Annotated in this window: 16 protein-coding genes; 10 read left to right on the top strand and 6 right to left on the bottom strand. The window is 66.7% G+C overall.

Features of this window, described 5'->3' with window-relative positions:
- Positions 1 to 12: 12 nt before the first annotated feature.
- From IWX65_RS09020 to IWX65_RS09010, 3 genes are read right to left on the bottom strand one after another with little or no spacing between them, the layout of a single operon-like run.
- Complete coding sequence (locus tag IWX65_RS09020; RefSeq protein ID WP_196882227.1) at positions 13 to 483, bottom strand: HIT family protein; 471 nt, start codon at positions 481 to 483, stop codon at positions 13 to 15.
- A complete protein-coding gene (locus IWX65_RS09015) occupies positions 484 to 909 on the bottom strand; it encodes a hypothetical protein (RefSeq protein WP_196822967.1) in 426 nt (141 codons plus the stop codon). It lies immediately after the preceding gene.
- 49 nt (positions 910 to 958) lie between these two features.
- Positions 959 to 1615 carry a trimeric intracellular cation channel family protein gene (locus tag IWX65_RS09010; RefSeq protein ID WP_196882226.1) on the bottom strand — a complete coding sequence of 219 codons (657 nt, stop codon included), beginning with the start codon at positions 1613 to 1615 and terminating at the stop codon, positions 959 to 961.
- A gap of 214 nt (positions 1616 to 1829) precedes the next feature.
- On the opposite strand from IWX65_RS09010, the gene IWX65_RS09005 reads away from it, so the two are divergent.
- Together IWX65_RS09005 and IWX65_RS09000 are read left to right on the top strand one after the other, a co-directional pair.
- Positions 1830 to 2804: an alpha/beta hydrolase gene (locus IWX65_RS09005; protein WP_196882225.1), complete on the top strand. Its 975-nt coding sequence runs from the start codon at positions 1830 to 1832 to the stop codon at positions 2802 to 2804.
- 94 nt (positions 2805 to 2898) lie between these two features.
- Positions 2899 to 4686 carry a sensor histidine kinase gene (locus IWX65_RS09000; protein WP_196882224.1) on the top strand — a complete coding sequence of 596 codons (1788 nt, stop codon included), beginning with the start codon at positions 2899 to 2901 and terminating at the stop codon, positions 4684 to 4686.
- Here the strand turns inward: IWX65_RS09000 and IWX65_RS08995 are convergent.
- Positions 4678 to 6102 (bottom strand): PucR family transcriptional regulator, encoded by a 1425-nt coding sequence (locus IWX65_RS08995; RefSeq protein ID WP_196882223.1) that lies wholly within the window; start codon positions 6100 to 6102, stop codon positions 4678 to 4680. The two genes, IWX65_RS09000 and IWX65_RS08995, sit on opposite strands and share 9 nt — an antisense overlap.
- Before the next feature lie 153 nt (positions 6103 to 6255).
- On the opposite strand from IWX65_RS08995, the gene IWX65_RS08990 reads away from it, so the two are divergent.
- Positions 6256 to 7686, top strand: a complete 1431-nt coding sequence (locus IWX65_RS08990) for a gamma-aminobutyraldehyde dehydrogenase (RefSeq protein ID WP_196882222.1) — start codon at positions 6256 to 6258, stop codon at positions 7684 to 7686.
- Positions 7687 to 7704: 18 nt separating this feature from the next.
- Positions 7705 to 9105 carry a 4-aminobutyrate--2-oxoglutarate transaminase gene (gabT, locus tag IWX65_RS08985; RefSeq protein WP_196882221.1) on the top strand — a complete coding sequence of 467 codons (1401 nt, stop codon included), beginning with the start codon at positions 7705 to 7707 and terminating at the stop codon, positions 9103 to 9105.
- Between the two features lie 78 nt (positions 9106 to 9183).
- Here the strand turns inward: gabT and IWX65_RS08980 are convergent, their stop codons facing one another.
- On the bottom strand, positions 9184 to 9846 hold the full coding sequence (locus tag IWX65_RS08980) for a TetR/AcrR family transcriptional regulator (protein WP_196882219.1): 663 nt from the start codon (positions 9844 to 9846) through the stop codon (positions 9184 to 9186).
- 120 nt (positions 9847 to 9966) lie between these two features.
- Between IWX65_RS08980 and IWX65_RS08975 the strand changes: the two genes are divergently transcribed.
- From IWX65_RS08975 to IWX65_RS08965, 3 genes are all read left to right on the top strand, one after another.
- On the top strand, positions 9967 to 11361 hold the full coding sequence (locus tag IWX65_RS08975) for a flavin monoamine oxidase family protein (protein WP_196882211.1): 1395 nt from the start codon (positions 9967 to 9969) through the stop codon (positions 11359 to 11361).
- Positions 11362 to 11430: 69 nt separating this feature from the next.
- Positions 11431 to 12951 (top strand): APC family permease, encoded by a 1521-nt coding sequence (locus IWX65_RS08970; protein WP_196882210.1) that lies wholly within the window; start codon positions 11431 to 11433, stop codon positions 12949 to 12951.
- A gap of 93 nt (positions 12952 to 13044) precedes the next feature.
- On the top strand, positions 13045 to 13887 hold the full coding sequence (locus IWX65_RS08965) for a universal stress protein (RefSeq protein ID WP_196882208.1): 843 nt from the start codon (positions 13045 to 13047) through the stop codon (positions 13885 to 13887).
- A 29-nt stretch (positions 13888 to 13916) separates the two neighbouring features.
- On the opposite strand, the gene rarD is transcribed toward IWX65_RS08965, so the two are convergent.
- A complete protein-coding gene (gene rarD / locus IWX65_RS08960) occupies positions 13917 to 14984 on the bottom strand; it encodes an EamA family transporter RarD (protein WP_334683765.1) in 1068 nt (355 codons plus the stop codon).
- 156 nt (positions 14985 to 15140) lie between these two features.
- Between rarD and IWX65_RS08955 the strand changes: the two genes are divergently transcribed.
- From IWX65_RS08955 to exaC, 3 genes are all read left to right on the top strand, one after another.
- Positions 15141 to 16562 (top strand): FAD-dependent oxidoreductase, encoded by a 1422-nt coding sequence (locus tag IWX65_RS08955; RefSeq protein WP_196882206.1) that lies wholly within the window; start codon positions 15141 to 15143, stop codon positions 16560 to 16562.
- Between the two features lie 77 nt (positions 16563 to 16639).
- Positions 16640 to 17983: a GAF domain-containing protein gene (locus tag IWX65_RS08950; RefSeq protein WP_196882204.1), complete on the top strand. Its 1344-nt coding sequence runs from the start codon at positions 16640 to 16642 to the stop codon at positions 17981 to 17983.
- 110 nt (positions 17984 to 18093) lie between these two features.
- Positions 18094 to 19617, top strand: a complete 1524-nt coding sequence (gene exaC / locus IWX65_RS08945) for an acetaldehyde dehydrogenase ExaC (RefSeq protein WP_196882201.1) — start codon at positions 18094 to 18096, stop codon at positions 19615 to 19617.
- The last annotated feature ends 9 nt before the right edge of the window (positions 19618 to 19626 follow it).

The following is a 19626-nucleotide window of genomic DNA, read 5'->3' as shown; positions in this document are numbered from 1 at the left end:
CCGACGCCGGACCTACAGGAACTCCTTCAGCTCCAGTGCCTTCCTCGCCCGGATCTCCGGATCCACGACGGGCCGCTTCGGCGTGAAGTAGAAGCCGTCGTCGTGCCAGCGCGGCAGGACGTGCTGGTGATAATGCCAGACGTGCTGGCTGCCTGCGGGCTCGTTGTGCTGTCGGGTCGACACCCCGTCGGGCTCCCACGCACGCTTGATCGCCACGGCGACATCGCGGGTGACCGTCATGATGCGTGCAGCGACGTCGTCGGGCAGTTCGTAGAGCAGTTCGACATGGCTGCGCGGTATGACGAGCACGTGCCCCGGGTTGGGCTCGAAGCCGTGGGAGGCGATGAAGGCGAGGACGAGCTCATCCGCATACACGACGTCGCCCGGGCGGCAGAGGTTCCGAGGATTATCGAAGTTGCTTCGGGCAAGGTCGCAGAAGGGGCACTGATATCCCTCGGGGGCGTGGTGGAAGAATCCGCTCACTCAGTTCTCCTCCGTGTCCTCGAACACCCACTCGAACAGGTCGAGGACGTACTCGCTGAACGTGCCGTCCTCGGACTTCCATTCTCCGCGCGCGTTGTTGCGGCGCCACACGATCGGGTCCGGGACGGATAGCTGGTCCGCTTTCATGCCCCAGGTGTACAGTTCTTCCTCGTCCTCGAGGAAGAGGAGGAAGCCGTCCTCGATCTCCAGCTCGTCGGGATCCCAGAAAAAGTGGAAGGCCTCCATGATGTCTTCCGTCGCGCCGACGGCGAGGTAGAACTCGCGCAGCGCGAGGGGCAGCTCGAAGTCCTTGCCCTGCATCATCTCCTCGAGCTCTGCCGGTGAGAGCCCGTCCTCCTCGACCCACTCGTCCTCGAAATAGGAGGGAACCAGGGCTCGAAATTTGTCCAGAAACAGCTCAGTCACGGTTACTCCAGGTGGGGGGTGGGGATGCCTCAATCGTAACCGGCCGCGGTCAGGCGCTCTTACGCTTCCGTGCGCGCCGCGGCGTCCACGCGCGTGCCGCCAGGGGTGCGTGCCAGCCGTACCGCCAGGCCAGGACACGCAGCGAAAAGACCATGGACGCCGCGGCCGTTCCGGACAGGAGGTTGAACCAGCCGTGCGCCACCAGCACGGTGACGACGACGCCACCGAGCATCGCGGGCAGCGCGTAGATGTCGCGTGGATCGAACAGCTGCGGAACCTCGTTGGCGACGACGTCGCGCAGCAGACCACCGCCCACCGCCGTGGTGACGCCCAGCAGCACTGCAGCAACGGGGTTCAGTCCGAACGTGAGGGCCTTGAGCGTGCCGGTGATGCAGAAGAGGGCAAGGCCCGCGGCGTCGAAGATCACCAGGACCCGCCGACCACGCTCCACCCGCGAGAAGACGAAGTAGACGAGCACAGTGGCGAGCAGCGGCGGCAGGAGGTAGGTGGGATCGTTGAACGCAGCGGGAGGGGTGTCGATGATGACGTCGCGCGCCACGCCGCCCCCGAGGCCCGCAAGTGAGGCGAGGAGCAGCGAGCCCACGAGGTCGAATCCCTTGCGGACGGCCAGCAACGAACCGGACACAGCGAAGAAGAACACCCCGAGGAGATCGAGGATCAGGGCTATCTGGGCTGCGGTATCCATCGGGTCCTTACCTGGGAAGGGCGGCCGCCGGCGGAACATTCCGGGCGCGGGCCGACAGCGCGAAGAGGCTTTGTCCAACGTCCAGCATGACAGAGAGCTCCTCGGCGGCGGACGGCGGGAGGAGTCACCGCTCGGTTCGGACGGCGGCCATCCGCATGGCCGGAGGTGCCGCGTCTGCGAGGGGGGAAGATCGCCTACCCGCTAGGCTGGCCGAATGATCGAGCGCATCCGGCGGAGCCTGCAGCGATATTCACCGGGCGATCCCCGCACCGAGGGTTCCCTGTCCGTGCGGTTGGCCTCACGGCTCATTGCGCTGACCCCGACGAAGGACCGCCACCGGACCACCGACTGGGTCGAGGACACCTATCCGGGGCGGGAGTATCCGGAAGCGGCGGCGATGCCGCGGACCCTGACGACGCTCCACAGCATCCAGGAACGCCTGGTGGACGGGGTCCGGACGATCACTGTCCGCCCGCGCAAGGGCGCAACGCGCCTGCACATCATCTACACGCATGGCGGCGTCTACATCAATGAACTGAGCCGTCCGCACTGGTGGATCGTCGCAGAGCTGATCCGGCGCACCGGCGCCACCGTCACCGTCCCGCTGTACCGGCTCGCTCCCGAGAGCACCTACCGCGAGGTCTTCCCCTATCTCACCTCGGTGTACCGCGGGGTGCTGCTGACGAGCGACGCCGACGACGTCGTGCTCGCGGGAGATTCCGCCGGGGGCGGACTGGCTGTTGCGCAGTGCTGGGCGTTCGCTGACGCGGGACTGCCCATGCCGTCGAGGATCATCGCTTTCTCGCCGTGGCTGGACGTCACCGGCACCAACCCGGATGTGCCGCGCTACGAGAAGATCGACCCCATGCTGTCCGTTCCCGGAGCGGTGCGCGCCGGGTCCTGGTGGGCCGGCGGTGATGATCCGCGCACGCCGCTCGTGAGCCCGGCCTGCGCTCCGGCCGATCTGCTCGGCAGCCTCCCGCCCATCCGGATCTACCAGGGCACCCGTGATGTGTGCATGCCGGACGCCCTGGTGTTCCGCGATCGCGCGCGGGAAGCGGGCGCCGACGTCGTCCTGCGGGAGTATCCCGGCGCGTTCCATGTGTTCCCAGGCCTTCCCTGGCTCCCCGAATCACGCGCGGCGTATGCCGACCTGGCCGACTGGCTGGGGCGGCCCGCCCTGCCGTAACACCGGAGGAACGGCGAGAGGAGCAATGCACTCCCATGCACCGGAGATAAAGGTTATGGTGTGATCTGCCCTGTCCGCTGTTCCTGCGGTTCCAGTGGCTCTTTCACCGACCGACTGGGGACTTGCCGTAGTTATGGACAACGTGCTTGCCTACCTGGCGCTGAACCTGCGCCAGTTCCACGAGTTCTCCCTGCGGGGCCGTGTTGTCCTCACCCAGTTGCCGCTGTCCGCCACCGTGCTCCTGATCGTCGTTGGCAGCCTCATCTTCCATCCGCAGATCTTCGACCACCCTGCTTTCGTTCTTGGGACGGCACTCCAGGCCCTTCTGCTGCTCCTGTGCTTTGTCATTCCCTGGGATCGGTTGCCCTACCCCAGCTTCCTGATCATCCCGCTGCTCGCTTTTCTTCCCATCGGGCTGATGCGGCACGGAGCCGGCTCGGTGATCACGGGTGTCGGGCTGCTTGCGGTGTTCCCCATCGTCTGGCTGGCAGCGTCGGGACTCTACCCCCGTGCCACCCTTGCCGCAGGATTCCTCGCGACGCTCGCGGTGGTCTGGGTTCCCGTGTTCGTGACAGAGGTGGCAGTCAGCCCGGCGACGTTGACGCAGTCCTTCCTGCTGCCCTTCATCATGCTTGCCATCGGCATCACCATCCGTGTCATGACATCGAGCATGATGACCCAGCAGGCGGTGGTAGAGGAGAAGGACCGCGAGTTGCAGGTACTGCTGGAGGCAAGCGCCCGCAGGGAGCTCCTGCTCAATACGCTCGTCAACTCGGTGGATGTTGGACTGCTCGCCGTCGATGAAGAAGGCAGACCCCTGCTGACGAATCGGAAACTGCAGCACTTCTATACGCTTGCAGCCGCGCACCCTGATCAGGCGGAGTCAGAGGATAACCTCCTCATTTTCCAGAATGACGGGCGGTCGGCGATCCCGGAGTCCCTCCGTCCCAGCCGGCGTGCCGCGGAGGGACAGGTGTTCTCCGACTACCTCCTGTGGTGGGGGGCCCAGCCGAACCAGCGGGTCCTCTCCACCTCCTCGCGGCTGATGATCAGCCGGACCGGCAGCCGCGAAGGTTCAGTGGTGACGTTCAATGACGTCACCGAACTGGTCGCAGCCCTCAACGCCAAGGAAGAATTCGTTGCAACGGTCTCCCACGAGCTGCGCACTCCGCTGACTGCCATCCGCGGCTACGTCGAATTGCTCGGCAGCCTTCCGGGTCTGCCGCCGGATGCCGTAACGGGACTGGAAGTGGTGTCCCGCAATTCCGACAGGTTGCACAAGCTGGTCAGCGACCTCCTTGCTGCTGCGGAACGGCCATCCGAGGTTCATCCAGTTCGCATTGATTTCTCGGCGCTCCTCGCCCAGCGGGTCGCATCGGCCAGGGAGCGCACGGCGAATCCGCTGGTGAACTTCAGGGAGGTGGCGCACCAAGAGCTGATGGTGCAGTGCGATCCGGCAAGAATTGCGCAGGTGCTCGACAACCTGCTGTCCAACGCAGTGAAGTATTCACCCTCCGGTGGAACCGTGACAGCCAGCGCCTCCGCGGCCGACGGCGTCCTGGAATGCAGGATCGAGGATGAGGGCACAGGGATGTCCGAGGAAGAAATGGCGGGCATCTTCTCGAAGTTCTTCCGCACGTCGGCGGCCCGGAACGCGGCAATTCCCGGCGTGGGGCTGGGCCTCGCCATCTCGAGGGCGATCGTGGAACGCCATGGCGGCACTCTGTCCGCCGAGAGCATCGAGGGCCGGGGATCCGCCCTCACCTTCCAGCTGCCGATGGAGCTATCCCTGGATCGTCACCTGGACCCGGTGGACGAATGCGGTGGGTCGAGCCGCGAAACCGTCGGTGAACCCGTAGCCGGGCCGGTCCGATCACCGTAACGAGCGGACCGTGAGCGCCAGGTACAGGTGCACGCGGTCGGCTGTGACACCGGGGTCGTAACCGGTCAGGTCGATGAGTTGCTGCAGCCGGTACCTCACGGTGTTGCGGTGCAGTTGCAGGTCTTCGGCGACCGCCGCCACCGAGCCGTTCAGGGACAGGTACTTCTCGAGGGTCACCATCAGCCCGGCGCCGTGCCTGGCGTCGAACGCCGCCACCGGATCGAGGGTTTCCGCGGCGAGGTCCGCGAGCGGCACATCGCCGCTCGCCAGCAGCAGCGAGGTGAGGCTCAACCGGTCCGCCGTGTTGATGCGATGGCCGTGGGTGAGCGCCTCCCGGGCTTCGAAGTAGCTCCACCGCAGCCCGTGGGGCTGGGCGTAGGAGCCTCCCACGCCCACCTGCGCCGTGAACCCCGCACCGTGCAGGTAGGAACTGAGGTCACCCGCAAGCTGCCCGATGTCGGCTGCACCGGACAGCAGCACCAGCCGGTCCTCGAGGATTGCCGCAACCGCGGATTCCCAGCCGGCGGGCAGCGGAAGGGTACGCAGCGCCCTCTGCTGGCCGGAGGCGACGTCGATCATGACCACCGTCTGGCGCGTGCCGGTATCGATTCCCGCACTGGCCAGGCGGGCCGCGGCATCGGGACCGTCGAGGGTGCCGCGCGTGATGTCCTGGATCAGCTGGCCGGCAGCGGCGCGCTCACTCGTTCGCCGTCGTGCCTGGTTGCTGAGTTCCACACTGATCAGGCTCTGGGCGTAATCCACGATCGCAGCCTGGCGGAACGGTTCGGCCACCGTGAGCGTGCAGCGATCCTTGAGTCCGGTCGCCACGGGCACCCGGTGCCAGATGGTTGCGGTGGGGGAACCGGCGACGGGCGATGCAGCGCCGGCGACGCGGGTTCCATACTGGAACAGGGCGACCTCGGCCCCGGTCATCGCGGCCAGTTCCCGCAGCAGCGCGGGGATCCCACCGCCCCCGAGGAGTGCTGCGGCAAGGACCTGGTGTCCGCGCAAAAGGCTCTCGAGCCCCGCGTAGGTGTCCGCGGCCAGGGCGTCAGCCACGATCTTCCCGATCGCGATGAAGGGTGTCTCGTAGGGAACGCTGAAGATGGGAAGCCCCTCCTCCTCCGCCTGCTCGAGGAAGGCCGGCGGAATCTTCCCGTGAGTGAGCCCCACACCGAAACCCACGGCGAGTGCGCCCGCCTCGCGGACGCGGGTCACGAAGTTCCGCTGGGCCGCCGCTGTCTTCTGCCGGACACCCGTCGTCAACACCACCTCCCCGCCGCTGAGGAACGGCAACGGGTCCTCGAGCTCGGTGACCGCGACCCACTGGATGGGAGTTTCGGGAAGCGGCGCGGTGCCCTGGCGGGCGAGGTTCAGGCCGGGAGCGGACAGCAGCGAGATCAGGGGAATAGCCATGGCTCCACCCTAGGTCCTTCCTGTCCTCCTGCACGGCGATTTCGGCGAATCCCTGTGCAAGTGTCCGTGGTTCGGCGCTGCGGTCCGGCGTAGTGTTCCGGAAGATCCCCGCAGCCGTTTAGCGGCTCCATTCCACTGAAAGGGACGCCCACCGTGGCCGATACTCTCAAGAATTACATCAACGGGCAGTTCATCCCGGCCGCCGGCACCGAGCTGCTGGACATCGTCAATCCCACCAATGGTGAAGTGGTGGCGCAGTCCCCGGTGTCGAACCAGGCTGACGTCGACGCCGCCATGGCCGCAGCTGCCACGGCCTTCCGGTCCTGGAGGAACGTGACACCGGGCCAGCGCCAGCTGATGCTGCTTCGGCTCGCCGACGCCCTCGAGGCGAACAGCGAAGAGCTGGTCGAGGCCCAGCACCGCAACACGGGCCAGGTTCGCGCGATGATCGCGGCTGAGGAAGTTGCCGTCGGCGCCGACCAGCTGCGGTTCTTCGCAGGCGCCGCTCGGCTCCTCGAAGGCAAGTCGGCGGGAGAATACCTGGAGGGCCACACGTCCTACATCCGTCGGGAGCCCATCGGTGTCGTCGCGCAGGTCGCACCCTGGAACTACCCGCTGCTCATGGCGATCTGGAAGATCGGGCCGGCACTAGCGGCCGGCAATACCGTGGTCCTCAAGCCGAGTGACACCACTCCAGAATCCACCCTGGTCCTGGCCCGGCTGACCCAGGACATCCTTCCCGCGGGCGTCCTCAACGTCCTCCTCGGCACCGGGGAAACCGGTGCCGCGATGGTTGAGCACCCCACCCCGGGCCTGGTCGCCATCACCGGGTCGGTCCGCGCGGGAATCGCCGTGGCGACCGGCGCCGCGAAAACCCTCAAACGGGCTCACCTGGAACTGGGAGGCAAGGCCCCCGCCGTCGTCTTCGCCGACGCGAACCTCCAGAAGACCGCCGAAGCCATCGCCGAATTCGCCTTCTTCAACGCCGGCCAGGACTGCACCGCGATCACCCGCGTGCTGGTGCAGGAAACGGCACACGACCAGCTGGTCGACGCGATGGTCGCGCACACCCGGACCCTGAAGACGGGTAGTTCGGACGACGCCGAAAACTATTTCGGGCCGCTGAACAACATCAATCACTTCAACGCCGTCAACGCCGTGATGGACGCCGTGCCCGCGCACTGCAGCATCGTGACGGGCGGCAAGCGCGCGGGGGAGAAGGGATACTTCTTCGAACCCACCATCATCACGGGAGCACGGCAGAGTGATGACATCGTGCAGAAGGAGACCTTCGGACCGATCCTTACCGTGCAGCCCTTCACCACGGAGGCCGAGGCGGTGGAGCTTGCCAACGACGTCGAATTCGCGCTGGCCTCGAGCGTGTGGACCACCGACCACGGAACCGCGATGCGCGTTTCGAGGGATCTCGAATTCGGCGCCGTCTGGATCAACACCCACATCATGCTCACCGCCGAAATGCCGCACGGAGGCTTCAAGAGCTCCGGCTACGGCAAGGACCTCTCCATGTACGGCGTGGAGGATTACACCCGCATCAAGCACGTCATGAGCGTGCTGGACGCCTAGGCAAAGGACATCAACTCCATGACTACACTCTCAGCCCCCACCGCGGCCCGCATTGCCGAGCCCGCTTTCCGGCTCGAACAGAAGCGCAGCATCGTCGGCGAATTCCCCGGTCCCAGGTCGGTCGAGCTCACGGCCCGCCGCGCCGCCGTGGTCGCCAAGGGCGTCGCCTCCACGGTGCCGGTGTACGCAGCCGACGCCGACGGCGGGATCGTCCGCGACGTCGACGGCAACTCCTTCATCGACCTCGGCGCCGGCATCGCCGTGACGAGCGTCGGTGCTTCCGATCCCGCCGTCGTCGACGCGGTCGCGGAGCAGGTGAGGCGCTTCAGTCACACATGCTTCATGGTCACCCCCTATGAGGGGTACATCGCCGTCGCCGAGCAGCTCGCCGAGCTGACGCCGGGCGATTTCGAGAAGCGCACCGTGCTGTTCAACTCGGGTGCAGAGGCAGTGGAGAACGCCGTCAAGGTGGCCCGCCTGGCCACCGGACGGGACGCCGTCGTCGCCTTCGACCACGCCTATCACGGCCGTACCAACCTGACCATGGCGCTCACCGCGAAGTCCATGCCCTACAAGGCCGGCCCCGACGGCGGCTTCGGCCCCTTCGCGTCCGAGATCTACCGCGTTCCGATGAGTTATCCGTTCCGCGAGGAGAACCCCTCGATCACCGGCGCCGAGGCCGCGCAGCGTGCCATCACGATGATCGAGAAGCAGATCGGCAGCGAATCCGTCGCCGCGATCATCATCGAACCGGTCCAGGGCGAGGGCGGCTTCATCGTCCCGGCCGAGGGGTTCCTTCCGGCGCTCGCGGAGTGGGCGCGCGAAAACGGCGTGGTCTTCATCGCCGACGAGGTGCAGTCCGGATTCTGCCGCACCGGGGAATGGTTCGCCGTGAACCACGAGGGTGTGGTGCCCGATATCATCACGATGGCCAAGGGCATCGCCGGGGGGATGCCGCTCTCGGCCATCACCGGCCGGGCGGACCTGCTCGATGCCGTCCATGCGGGCGGTCTGGGCGGGACCTTCGGCGGCAACCCCGTGGCGTGCGCGGCGGCACTTGCCGCGATCGGCACCATGAAGGAGCTCGACCTCGCCGGGCGCGCCCGGCACATCGAGGGCGTGGTCACGGCGCGTTTCACCGCTCTGCAGGCGGAGCTGGGGGAGCGCAGCATCATCGGTGAACTCCGTGGCCGCGGCGCGATGCTCGCCATGGAGTTCGTGGTACCGGGGACCCGAACCCCCAATCCCGAGGCCACCAAGGCCGTCGCAGCGAGGTGCCTGCGCGAGGGCGTCATCATCCTCACCTGCGGCACCTACGGCAATGTGGTCCGGCTGCTGCCGCCGCTGGTCATCGGCGATGCGCTACTCGCGGACGGGCTCGGCGTCCTCGAGGACGCCATTCGCTCGGTGGGCGCCTGACACCTCCCGAATGGAACCTGCGCACTTCCGGCCGGCCGGTACGCCCGCGGCCCCAGAAATGTGCAGGTTCCGCGGAGCTCAGTCCGCCAGTTGCTCCCTCAACCCGGTGATGAGTCCCTCCAGGCCCGCCCGGAAGGCGGCGTCGGCGGCGTTGTCCCCCGATGCGGCGCTGCTGCGCACCGCGGCGGTGAAGATCGGGAACTCCCCGGCGAGGTCTCCCGAGTCGAAAATGTCGCTGGGGGCCGAGACATCGAGCGCCGAGCCGTAGATGAAGGATTCCAGGGCCACGATGGCGGGCACCACGCGATCCTCGGGCCAGCCACCGGCGAGGAAGCCCCGAGCCACCTCCTCGTACATCCGTAGCGTGTCGGCCGCGTCGGTCACCGGCAGGACCGCGATGACGGGCACCAGTGGGGCGTGTCGGGCAAAGACCTCGCGGTAGGACCATGCCCAGCGGCGCACTGCCTCGGCCCACGGCTCTGTGGCGAAGGCACTGAAGTCGACCATCGTCATTACGTGGTCCTGCAGCCAGCGCAGCACTTCCTGTTTGGATGCAGCGTGGTTATAGAGGGCCGACGGCGCCACCTCGAGGCGGCGTGCGAGCGCTGACATGGTGAGGCCGTCGTAACCGGTGTCATCGATCAGCTCCAGTGCCGCGTTGGTGATGCGGCTGCGGGACAGCACTCCCTGTGAGGGCCTTCCCGCGCGGCGCTGCTGCGCGTCCGGTGGCACGGTGCCCATGGCGGCGACTCCTATTTCCTCCGGCGAACTCTTCCCAAGAACGTCTCCTAGAACTATAGTAGGGCGATATAAATGAACATCGTTCATTTAGTAGGGTTCCGCACCGCAGGAAGGAACGTAGTGAACATTCTGGAGCGCGACGTCGTCGTGATCGGGGCAGGGCCCTCAGGGCTGACTGCGGCCCGCAGTCTGGCGAGGGCCGGCCATTCCGTGGCAGTCCTCGAGGCGCGGGGCCGTGTAGGCGGACGCACGCACACCGACGTCGTCGGCGGAGCGGTTCTCGAGGTGGGCGGGCAGTGGGTCTCACCCGACCAGACCGCGCTCATCGCACTGCTGGACGAGTTGGGGATGGACACCTTCCCCCGGTACCGCGAGGGCGATTCCGTCTACATCGGGCCGGACGGCGAAGCGATCCGCTATGCCGGGGACAGATTTCCCGTCGACACGCACACCCGCGAGGAAATGGAGCGGCTGATCGGGATGCTGGACCGGCTCGTCGCCGAGGCCGGGCCGGAAGCCCCATGGAACCATCCCGATGCCCGCGCGCTCGACACCATCTCGTTCCACCACTGGCTGCGCCGGCAATCCGACGACGAGGAGGCCTGCAACAATATCGGACTGTTCGTCGCCGGTGGCATGCTGACCAAACCCGCGCACGCATTCTCGACGCTGCAGGCCGTCCTCATGGCGGCCACCGCAGGGTCGTTCTCGAACCTCGTCGATGAGGACTTCATCCTCGATCGCCGCGTCATCGGCGGGATGCAGTCGGTCTCCGAGCGCATGGCAGCGGAACTGGGTGACGACGTCGTCCTCAATGCTCCGGTGCGGACGTTGTGCTGGGGCGGGATAGGGGCGGGCAGCGGCGTCGCTGCAATCTCGGACAGCACCACGGTCTCCGCCCGCTATGCCGTCATGGCGGTGCCGCCCAACCTGTACTCACGCGTGTCCTACGAACCTCCGCTGCCCCGGCGCCAGCACCAGATGCACCAGCACCAGTCCCTGGGACTGGTCATCAAGGTCCATGCCGTCTATCCCACGCCCTTCTGGCGCGACGAAGGACTTTCAGGCACCGGGTTCAGCGCGGGCTCGATCGTGCAGGAGGTCTACGACAACACGAATTACGAGGACCCACGCGGCACCCTCGTGGGATTCATTTCCGACGAGAAGGCGGACGCCATGTTCGAGCTTCCGCCGGAGGAACGCCGGGAACGGATCCTCGGGTCGCTCGCCGGGTTCCTCGGGCCTGAAGCACTCAATCCCGAGGTCTACTACGAGTCCGACTGGGCGTCGGAGGAATGGACGCGCGGCGCCTATGCGTCGAGCTACGATCTCGGCGGGCTCCACCGGTACGGACGGGACCAGCGCACCCCCGTGGGGCCCATCTACTGGTCCTGCTCCGACATCGCCGCCGAAGGCTACCAGCACGTCGACGGTGCCATCCGCATGGGGCAGCTCACGGCGGAGGCAATCGCCCTCGCGCTTGCCGAAGAGTCCCTCCGAACCCCCGGAGTCTGACGTGCCGGGTACCCACCAGACCCCCGAGGCCACGTCCGGCCCGGGTTCCGATCGCAAAGAGGCCACTCCATGAGCACAGAAACCCAGACGCAAGCTGGGACAGGGCTGAGCAGGAAAGGGTTGAGCGCCGGATCGGTGGGCCTGCTGGGTGCCGTCGTCATCGGGGTCTCCTGCATCGCGCCGGCCTACACGCTTACGGCGGCCCTCGGGCCCACCGTCGCGGAGGTAGGGGTGAACCTGCCGGCGATCTTCCTGGTCGGCTTCATCCCCATGCTGCTCGTGGCCCTGGGCTACCGCGAACTCAACAACGCGATGCCCGACTCCGGCACGTCCTTCACCTGGGCCACCCGGGCCTTCGGGCCCTGGGTCGGGTGGATGGGAGGGTGGGGACTCATCGCCGCGACGATCATCGTGCTGTCGAACCTCGCGGCCGTGGCCGTCGATTTCTTCTACCTTCTGCTGTCGCAGATTACGGGTAACGCCGCCCTCGCTGACCTGACGCTCGACCTTCCGGTCAATATCGCCACCACCCTGGTCTTCATCGCCCTTGCCTGCTGGGTGTCCTACCGGGGCATGGAAACCACCAAGACCGTCCAGTACGTGCTGGTGACGTTCCAGCTCGTGGTGCTCGTGTGGTTTGCTGTCGCCGCCTTCATCCACATCACCAACGGAACCGCCTTCGACGCGACGCCGATCAGCGCCGAATGGTTCAATCCCTTCGCCGTCGGCTCCTTCTCGGCGTTCGCCGCGGGGGTCTCGCTCTCCATCTTCATCTACTGGGGCTGGGACGTCACGCTGACCATGAACGAGGAGACCACCAATCCGGAGAAGACGCCGGGGCGGGCCGGGATGCTCACCATCGTGGTCATCATGGCCGTATACCTGACCGTCGCACTTGCCACCCTCTCCTTCGCGGGTGTGGGCGAGGGCGAACTCGGTGCCGGCAACCCGGACAACCAGGAGAGCATCTTCGCGGCTCTCGCGGGCCCGGTCATGGGGCCCTTCGCCATCCTGATGTCGATGGCCGTCCTCAGCAGCTCCGCGGCGTCGCTGCAGTCCACCTTCGTCTCCCCGGCCCGGACCCTCCTGGCGATGGGGCACTACCAGGCGCTGCCGGGCAGGTTCGGCGGGGTCAGCCGGCGGCACGAATCGCCCGGCTACGCAACGGTGGCGGCTGCCGTGGCCGCGGCAGGGTTCTACGTGATCACGAGGATCGTCTCGGAGAACGCGCTCTGGGACACCATCACCGCCCTCGGCATGATGATCTGCTTCTACTACGGAATCACCGCGCTGGCGTGCGTCTGGTATTTCCGGGCGCTTGCGTTCAGCACTGCGCGCGATTTCCTGCTCAAGTTCCTTGCCCCGCTCCTGGGAGGCGTGATCCTGCTGGTGATGTTCGTCAAGACCGCCCTCGATTCCATGGATCCTTCCTACGGCTCGGGCTCCGAGATCGGCGGGGTGGGCATGGTCTTCCTCCTCGGGATCGGAGTGATCCTGCTGGGCGCGGTGCTGATGCTCGTAATGTCGCGGGTGAACCCGGCGTTCTTTCGGGGAGACGTGCTGAAGACGGGAGCTGCTCCCTCGGCCTGACGTACTGGAACCGGCAGGTTAGAGTGGGTCGAATCCGGCCCGGCGTCACCTGCCTCGAGCGCCGGTGGTTTCTCCTCCCGGAAGGATCTTCCCGTGCGATACGTCGTCGGCTACACCGAGAACGACCGTGGGCAGGATGCCCTTGAGCTGGCGACGTCGCTGGCGCTCACGCAGTCCGCGGGCATCGACCTGGTGACAGTCCTCGACTGGCCGCAGGACGGCAGCGCGGCCCCCGGGACCGCCCGTGCCGCCGAAGCCCTGGAGCGCGCGGCGGCGAGCGTGCCCAGCGCCGTGAAGGTCACCACCCATGTGCGCCTTGCCGACTCCTTCGCCGCGGGCCTGCTCGAGGCGGCAGCGGAGCTGGATGCGGGACTCATCGTCATCGGAGCATCGAGCAACGGATTGCTGCGCCGCTTCACGGTAGGCAGCGTGGCCAATGCGGTGCTGCACTCGTCACCGCTTCCGGTGGCCCTCTCGCCGCGGGGCTATCGGCACCGGGACCGCTTCACGCGGATGTCCTGCGCCGTGGGGGCGCGAGCCGGTGCGGAGGCCGTACTCGACGTCGCCGTGGAGTCTGCCGCACGGCGGAGCCTGCCCCTTCGATTGATTTCCCTCGTGGCGCTCGACCAGCGGGAAGCGGAGAACTCGGGCGAGGCCATCAACCAGGCCCACCGCCACGCGAACTCGGTGCTCGTCCGGGCTGTGGAGCAGTTGCCGCAGGGTCACGACGCGTCGATCATGGTGGCCCACGGCCGCACCATCGAGCAGGCCATCGACGACATCGAATGGGACGCCGGCGAACTGGTCATCGTCGGTTCGAGCCGTCTCGCCCAGCACAGCCAGTTGTTCCTCGGCTCGACGGCGAACAAGATGCTCCGCGCCCTGCCGGTTCCCATGGTCGTGGTCCCGAGGGACTGGAACCTCGCGGCGGCCTGATCTGCAGGACATCGCAGCGGGGAATCAGCTCACAGCTTCAGGGGCGCCTGGGTATCGGAGGTCTTTCCGGGAGTCGCTTCCGCGCTGCTCCGGTCCGCGGAGCCGGTAGGAGCCGCCCGGTGGGCGCCCTGGTCCCCGGAGGAAGGCGCCGGGGCTCCACCGCCCTTGCCCACCCGGGGTTGGCGGCGGACGGTGCGGAGCATGTCGATGGTCAGCAGCACCAGGCCCGCCCACACGAGGCTGAAACCCACCCAGCGCTCGATCGGCATCTCCTCGCCGAACACGAAGAGGGCCAGCAGGAACTGCAGGACGGGCGCGAGGTACTGCAGCAGCCCGATGGTCGTGAGCGGTAGGCGCCGGGCCGCAGCGCCGAAGAAGATGAGCGGCACAGCGGTGATGACGCCCGACGCCGCCATGATCCAGAAGTGCCCGCTTCCTTCGGTCAGCAGGGTGGCTGCACCGCTGGATGAGAGCCACACCATCACCCCGGCGGCAATCGGGGTGAGGACCGCCGTCTCGATACTGAGGCTCGAGACGGCGTCCACACGGGACCCGACGCTCTTTTTCACGAAGCCGTAGAAACCGAAGGAGAACGCGAGTGCCAGGGCGATCCACGGCACAGAACCATAGCCGATGGCCAGCACGACGACGGCGAGGAGGCCCATTCCGATGGCGACCCACTGCAGCGGCCGGAGTTTTTCGCGCAGCACGAACACGCCGAGCAGCACCGACACGATGGGATTGATGAAGTAGCCCAGGGACGCCTCGATGGCCTGGCCGCTCGTCACGCCGTACGTATAGACGAGCCAGTTGACGGCGATGAGGAGTGCGGCGACTGTCAGGAGGCCGAGGATGCGGGGGGTTCGGACGGCCCGGCTGACCGGTCCCCACGACTTCAGGACCGTCAGGAGGATGGTGCAGAACAGCAGGGACCACAGCACCCGGTTGGCCACGATCTCCACGGGACCTGCCGGTGCGAGGATGATGAAGTACAGCGGGAGGAGGCCCCACAGGCCATAGGCTCCGATGCCGAAGAAGATGCCCAGGGAGTTCTCGCTCCGGACTGGGCGTTGGGCTCTCTGCGCTGATCGGCTCACGAGGGCGGGAACGGGACCGGGGTGCGCTTTATTCCCCCAGCGAATTTCATCCCGCCGGTTTAGCCACGCGTCCGGCCCGCCATTTAGAATAGGAAAACGTGCGCTTATTGGCGCAGGACATTCTCGGGAGCTTTTCCCACGGAAGAAGGCATATCAGTGTCTACCTCAGCTGCGGCCCGTCCGCTGCGGGTCGCGATCATCGGCGCCGGGCCGGCAGGCGTTTACGCCGCCGACATCCTGACGAAGTCCAATCAGGTGCAGGGGGGCGATTTCGAAGTCAGTATCGACCTCTTCGACCAGTATCCTGCGCCCTACGGCCTGATCCGGTACGGCGTCGCTCCCGACCATCCGCGGATCAAGGGCATCGTCAACGCCCTCCACAAGGTGCTGGACCGCGGTGACATCAGGTTCCTCGGCAACATCAACTACGGCCGGGACCTCACGCTGTCCGATTTTCGGCGTTTCTATGACGCGGTCATCTTCGCGACGGGTGCCATCAAGGATGCCGACCTGAACATTCCTGGCGTCGGGCTCGACGGCTCCTTCGGCGGAGCAGATTTCGTGTCCTGGTACGACGGCCACCCCGACGTCGACCGCACCTGGCCGTTGGACGCGAAGGAAATCGCCGTCATCGGCAACGGCAACGTGGCACTCGACGTCGCCCGGATCCTCTCCAAGCACGCGGACGACCTCCTCACCACCGAAATTCCGGACAACGTGTACGAGGGCCTCAAGGCGTCGCCCGTGACCGATGTGCATGTCTTCGGCCGGAGGGGTCCGGCGCAGGTGAAATTCACCCCGCTCGAGCTTCGCGAGCTCTCGCACTCGCGTGACGTGGACATCGTGCTGTACCCCGAGGACTTCGACTTCGATGAAGCCTCCGAGCAGCAGATTGCCAGTAATAACCAGACCAAGACCATGGTCAAGACCCTGACCAACTGGCTCGTCGAGGATGAGCCGACCGGCGCTTCGCGCCGGCTGCACCTGCACTTCCTCCACACGCCGGTCGAGATTCTCGATTCCCCGGAGACTCCCGGCAAGGTGGCCGGAATACGGTTCGAGCGGACCGAACTGACGGGTGAGGGAAGCGTGCGCGGTACCGGTGAATTCGTCGACTACCCGGTGCAGGCCGTGTACCGGGCCGTCGGCTACTTCGGCTCCGAATTGCCCGAGGTCGGCTTCGACGAGAAGCGGGGCGTCATCCCGAACGAGGGTGGGCGTGTCCTCGGCGAGGACGGCAGTGCCGTGCCGGGGATCTACGCGACGGGGTGGATCAAGCGCGGCCCGGTCGGGCTCATCGGGCACACCAAGGGCGATGCCCTCGAAACCATCGGGTACCTGCTGGAGGACCGACTCAACCTGCCGCCGGCGGAGGACCCGTCGAAGGATGCCATCATCGATCTCCTCGAATCGCGCGGCGTGCCCTACACCACGTGGGAGGGCTGGCTCAAGCTCGATGCCCATGAGCTGAAGCTCGGTGCGAACTTCGTGAACACCACCGGCAACGCCGAACTGGTACGCGAAAGGGTGAAGCTTGTTCCGCGGGATTCGATGGTGGCGGTGTCACGCGGAGAGTAGCCTGCCGGAGTAATCCCGCTAGACTGTGATCCGTCCCACAGGAGTGCCGGTGGGGCGGATCCCGATACGGAGTGCCAATGACGCCGTCCCGTTCGTCCAGCCCCGAGGAACTGACCTCCCGCTCCGCGCAGCAGCGCGCTTTCGCCGCGCATGAGGCACTGGGCCAGGGCGACAGCCTCGACGGCAACCTGCGCAGGCTCGTGCGCGACTCATGGTTGCGGTCCCTGACGCACCTCCCCAATCCCGATGCCGTAGCGGCCAGCCTCTTCTACTCCGAGGACGAGCTCGAGGCCTACCGGCAGAGCCACCCGCTCGCCGCCGTCATGCCCGTCATCAACCGACTGCTGGTCCAGCCGAGCGCTGACAGCGGCCTCCTCGTCGCCGTGGGGGACGAGAACGGCCGGCTGCTCTGGGTCGACGGGGACCGGGAGCTGCGCCGCAGGGCCGAGGGAATGCTGTTCGTCGCGGGGGCCGACTGGTCCGAATCGGCGGTGGGGACAAGTGCCCCAGGTACTGCCCTCGCACTCGGGGCCAGCGTCCAGATCGCCGGGGCAGAACACTTCAGTCCGCAGGTGCACCCCTGGAGCTGCACGGCGGTGCCCCTCCACGATCCGGATTCAGGAACGGTGCTCGGCGTCGTCGACATCACGGGAACCTCCGACGCCGTCGCCGCTAATACCCTTTCCCTCGTCGAGGCGACCGTCGCCGCCGCCGAAGCCCAGCTCAGCATCCACCGCCTCCAGAGCAGGCTTCCCAGGGCGCGGCGTGCGCCGGCCGTTCGGCGGCCGGCGTTCCTGTACCGCGACAGCCTGCAGATCCTCGGCACCGACCATGGGGTGGTGCATGTCGGTGGGCAGTCCGTCCAGCTCAGCCTGCGGCACGCCGAGCTGCTGGCGCTGCTGGCGCTTCACCCCAGCGGCGTCACCGCGGAGCAGCTCGCGCTGATGGCCTACCCGGAGCACGCCTCGGGGACCACGGTGCGCGCCGAAATGCTGCGTCTCCGCAAGGTCCTCGCCAAGCACGGGGAATCGCTGGTTCCGTCGTCCCGCCCCTACCGCCTGCCCACGGAGCTCGTGGTCGACGCCGTGCAGGTGCTCAATTACCTGCACCGGGGAGCCCACCGCCTCGCGCTCGGGATCTACCGCGGTCCGGTGCTGCCGCGCTCCCAGGCTCCTGCCATCATCCGGCTGCGCGGTGAGATCAGCACGCTGCTGCGCGAAGCGGTCCTCAACGATGCCGCGCCCGACGGCCTGCTGCAGTACCTCCAGTTGCCCGAAGCCGAGTACGACGTCGAGGCGTGGGCTCTCGCGTTGAAGGTGTTGCCGCCACGGTCGCCCCGGCGGGCAGCCGTCGTCGCCCATCTCGAATGGATGGACCGCGAGCTCGGCATCGCTGGGCCGGGCAGCTTGAGCAGGTCCTGACCTGCACGGGCGCCGCAGGCCTGCAACCTTATTGCAACGCTCGGGCTATTACGCTCGCAGGACATAGACGACGACGTCCATGTCCCGCAGCAAGTTCGAGGAGTCAAGCAATGACCGTTTACGCCCAGCCTGGCCAGGATGGTTCCAAGGTCAGTTTCAAGCCGCGGTACGAGAACTGGATCGGCGGCGAGTGGGTTGCCCCGATGAAGGGCCAGTACTTCGAGAACATCTCCCCCGTCACCGGCAAGGCGTTCTGCGAGGTGGCACGGAGCACCTCGGAGGACATCGACCTCGCCCTCGACGCCGCCCACAAGGCAGCTCCCGCATGGGGCAAGACCTCCGTGGCCGAACGCGCCGCAGTGCTGAACAGGATCGCCGACCGCATCGAGGCGAACCTCGAGATGCTCGCCGTCGCCGAGACCTGGGACAACGGCAAGCCGGTACGTGAAACGCTGGCGGCCGACATGCCCCTGGCCGCGGACCACTTCCGGTACTTCGCCAGCGCCATCCGCGCGCAGGAAGGGCGCCTGTCGCAGCTCGACGACGACACGACGGCCTACCACTACCACGAGCCGCTCGGTGTCGTCGGGCAGATCATCCCGTGGAACTTCCCCATCCTCATGGCCACGTGGAAGCTCGCCCCCGCGATCGCCGCGGGCAACGCCGTCGTCCTGAAGCCGGCCGAGCAGACGCCGTCGTCCATCCTGGTGCTGATGGAGCTCCTGAGCGACATCCTGCCCGCCGGCGTCATCAATGTGGTCAACGGATTCGGCGTCGAGGCAGGCAAGCCGCTGGCGTCGTCGAAGCGCATCCGGAAGATCGCCTTCACGGGTGAGACCACCACTGGCCGTTTGATCAGCCAGTACGCCAGCCAGAACCTCATTCCGGTCACGCTCGAGCTCGGCGGCAAGAGCCCCAACATCTTCTTCTCGGATGTTGCCGACAGCAATGACGCCTTCTACGACAAGGCACTCGAAGGGTTCGCGCTGTTCGCGTTCAACCAGGGCGAGGTGTGCACGTGTCCCTCGCGGGCACTGGTGCAGGGGTCCATGTACGACTCGTTCATGTCCGACGCCGTGGCGCGGGTGGGGAAGATGGTGCAGGGCAACCCGCTGGACACCGACACGCAGGTGGGCGCCCAGGCATCCAACGACCAGCTCGAGAAAATCCTTTCCTACATGGATATCGGCCGTCAGGAGGGCGCGAAGGTGCTGATCGGCGGTGAACGTATGACGCTCGGCGGCGATCTTGCCGAGGGCTACTACGTTCAGCCGACCATCTTCGAGGGCACCAACAACATGCGGGTGTTCCAGGAAGAGATCTTCGGGCCGGTGGTTTCGGTCACGAGGTTCGAGGACTACTCCGAGGCTTTGGAGATCGCCAACGACACGCTCTACGGACTGGGCGCCGGCGTCTGGTCGAGGAACGGAAATGTCGCCTACCGTGCGGGCCGCGAGATCCAGGCGGGCCGTGTGTGGGTCAACAACTACCACGCCTACCCGGCGGGAGCGGCGTTCGGCGGCTACAAGTCCTCAGGCATCGGCCGCGAGAACCACGCGATGATGCTCGATCACTACCAGCAGACCAAGAACCTCCTGGTCAGCTACTCCGAGAACAAGCTCGGGTTCTTCTAGGGAGATGCC

Origin of the sequence: Arthrobacter sp. CAN_A214 (genome assembly GCF_015751955.1) — a bacterium.
Lineage (GTDB): Bacteria > Actinomycetota > Actinomycetes > Actinomycetales > Micrococcaceae > Arthrobacter_D.
The sequence above is the reverse complement of the archived record's forward strand: the minus strand, read 5'-3'. Positions and strand labels throughout refer to the sequence as shown.